The organism is Deltaproteobacteria bacterium, from assembly GCA_005879795.1.
Taxonomy (GTDB): Bacteria; Desulfobacterota; Binatia; order DP-6; family DP-6; genus DP-6.
Genome location: VBKJ01000274.1, coordinates 1 through 2,535 on the forward strand (window position 1 = coordinate 1; position 2,535 = coordinate 2,535).

The following is a 2,535-nucleotide window of genomic DNA, read 5'->3' on the forward strand; positions in this document are numbered from 1 at the left end:
ACCACTAGAGGGAAAGAGAGACCCGCGCCGCTCGGCGGCGGCGGTGACCGCTCGCTGGCGGTGCCGACAGGAGCGCTTTGATGCCACACGTTGCTACCCAGATCGTCGTACTGGCCGTGGTGCTCGGGCACCTCGTTCCCGCCGCGGCGGTACCCGGGCCGATCGTGACATCACTTACCCTCAAACCGTCGAGCATCTCTGGCGGCAGCGGCGCCACCTCGACGGGTACGGTGACGCGGAGCGCGGCCGCTCCTGCGGGCGGCACGTCGGTGGCCCTCTCCAGTTCGATCAGCGCGCTCGCCGCGGTTCCCCCGAGCATCACCATCGCCGCCGGCCAGACGAGCGCGACGTTCACGGTCTGGACCAATCCCAAGTACCGTCATTACAGCGGACTCGCCTTCTCGCCGGTCATCACCGCGTCCGCCAACGGCGGCACGCAATCGGCGACGCTCTCGGTGAGCGCGCAGCCGCCGCCGGCGGATATCCAGAACGACACGGCGGATCGCCACGGCGACGTCTGCGGCGGGTCCTTCCCCGCGACCTTCGGTGAGAAGGGCATCCTCTTTACGTGCTTCGCCGGACCGACGCCGGGGACCGCCGGGCACTGCACGTTCAAACAGGAGTGCCTGGTCTCCGGCTGCGAGCCCCAGTCGGCCAATGGTGGCTTCCAGTTCGGCGACATCTGCGGCACCGGCTCGCCCTATCCGCTCAGCGAGCACCCGTCGGTGGTGTTGGGCGCGAGCAGCGCGACCGGCACGGTGACGAGCTACTTCACCGCCCCGAGGAACGGCTCCATGACGACGCTCGACGATCCCCTCTACTGCGTGACGGTCCCCTTCAACGTCACCATCCCGCAGGGCAAGACCTCGGCGAACTTCAGCATTACCAATACGGACACCGCCATTGCACACTTCGTCGGCCTCGGTATCACCATTCCCAGCAGCACCGAGCCGGCCGCCCAACTCGGCCTCTCCTGGTACGCCGTGCTCCCGTCGGGGAGCTGCAAGCCCGCGACGTGCGCCTCGCTCGGCTACAACTGCGGCATCTGGACCGACGGCTGCTGCGGCTATATCGATTGCGGCACCTGCGCCTCGCCCGACACCTGCGGCGGCGGCAACACCCTCGGCGTGTGCGGCTGCACGCCCACCAACACCTGCGCGCAGCAGGGCTGGGTCTGCGGCACGGCCTCCGACGGCTGTGGCGGTACGCTCAACTGCGGTACCTGCCCGGGCGGCCAGTATTGCGACCTCTATCACTTCTGCGCTTCGTGTCCCGCGAGCTGCGCGATGCTCGGCTTCAACTGCAGCACGGCCACCGACCCGTGCACGGGCGCCAAACTCAATTGCGGGAGCTGCCCGAGCGGCGAACCGTGCATCAACAACGTCTGCTGTGTTCCTCAAACGACGTGCATCAACGACGGCTTCAATTGCGGCACCGCCTCCGACGGCTGCGGCGGCACGCTCGATTGCGGCACCTGCCCGTCCGGACAGACCTGCACCAACAACGTTTGCACGGGCGGCTGCACGCCCGTGACGTGCGCGGGGCTCGGCATGAACTGCGGCACCACCTCGAACGGCTGCGGCGCCACGCTCAACTGCGGGAAGTGCAAGAAGGGCCAGACGTGCGTCAACAACGTCTGCCAGTGATGGCGCGCCCCGTCGAAGTGAACCGCCAGACTACGGTCGTGGCAGACTTCATCGGAGAGGCAGCTGTATCTGCTTTGAGGCCCTGACCCGCACCGACGCGGCGCGTTCTGGCGACGGCTGGAGCGCACAGCGCAGCGGTTGCGACCTACCTTTTCACCCCCGGCGCGAGTAGCGTCAACGGATGCTCGACGGCAGCGCCAAGTTCGAGCTTGCCTGCAGACGCTGCGCGATGAGGCTCATGGTGGACCGTATCCGCGTCGCGGAGGTGGCGGCGATGGTCGACCACCTGCGCGAACACCATCCCGAGCTTGGCGTCAGCGCGAGCGCCCCGCTGGGCAACGTGTTCGAGCACTACCGCGTGAGGCCGACTCAGCGGTAGCGGGGTCGGCGCTTCCGCGCCGGGCCTCGCCCGCGCACGCCCTGAACACCCACTTGCTCGGGCCGAATTCCGGGGTTAGCGGACTGCCATGCGGGTCCGCTGTCCGGACTGCGGGTCCGACGATGTGCGCCCGCGCTGGCCGACGCGCCTCTGGGAGCGAATAGTCGGCTTCCTCTTCTTGCGATCGTTCGTTTGCTGGAAGTGCATGAGGCGCTTCCATGCTTTCGTCCCGCCATTCTCGCGGATGCCACAACGCTGACCCCTGGAGTGGCGGTGGCGATGTCCTCGGACCCCGGGAGCCAGCGGTAGCCGCCGATCGGCTCGGCCGAGACTCTAGCCCCGGTCTGCTGGCTGTAGTTGCATGCGTTCTCGCTGCGGCTCAGCGCGAACGCACCGGGGTCGCGCTCAAGTCGACTGGGAGGTGCTTGATGCCGGCAACGATATTCGAACGCAGGCGCGCCGGTGCGCCCAGCGACCGAAGCACCGGGACACGTCGTGCGAGTTCTTCAA

General features: G+C 67.9%; 2 protein-coding genes. Both read left to right on the top strand.

The genetic code is table 11. From position 1 onward, the window contains the following. Positions 1-80: 80 nt before the first annotated feature. Entirely contained in the window at positions 81-1,646 is a 1,566-nt protein-coding gene (locus E6J59_20000) for a hypothetical protein (GenBank protein ID TMB15407.1), read from the top strand. Positions 1,647-1,827: 181 nt separating this feature from the next. Next, positions 1,828-2,025 (top strand): hypothetical protein, encoded by a 198-nt coding sequence (locus E6J59_20005; protein ID TMB15408.1) that lies wholly within the window; start codon positions 1,828-1,830, stop codon positions 2,023-2,025. Positions 2,026-2,535 lie beyond the last annotated feature (510 nt).

Bases quoted from the DNA above. Each gene is read 5' to 3' on its own strand.
- E6J59_20000 (TMB15407.1), top strand. From the start codon at position 81: ATGCCACACGTTGCTACCCAGATCGTCGTACTGGCCGTGGTGCTCGGG.
- E6J59_20005 (TMB15408.1), top strand. From the start codon at position 1,828: ATGCTCGACGGCAGCGCCAAGTTCGAGCTTGCCTGCAGACGCTGCGCG.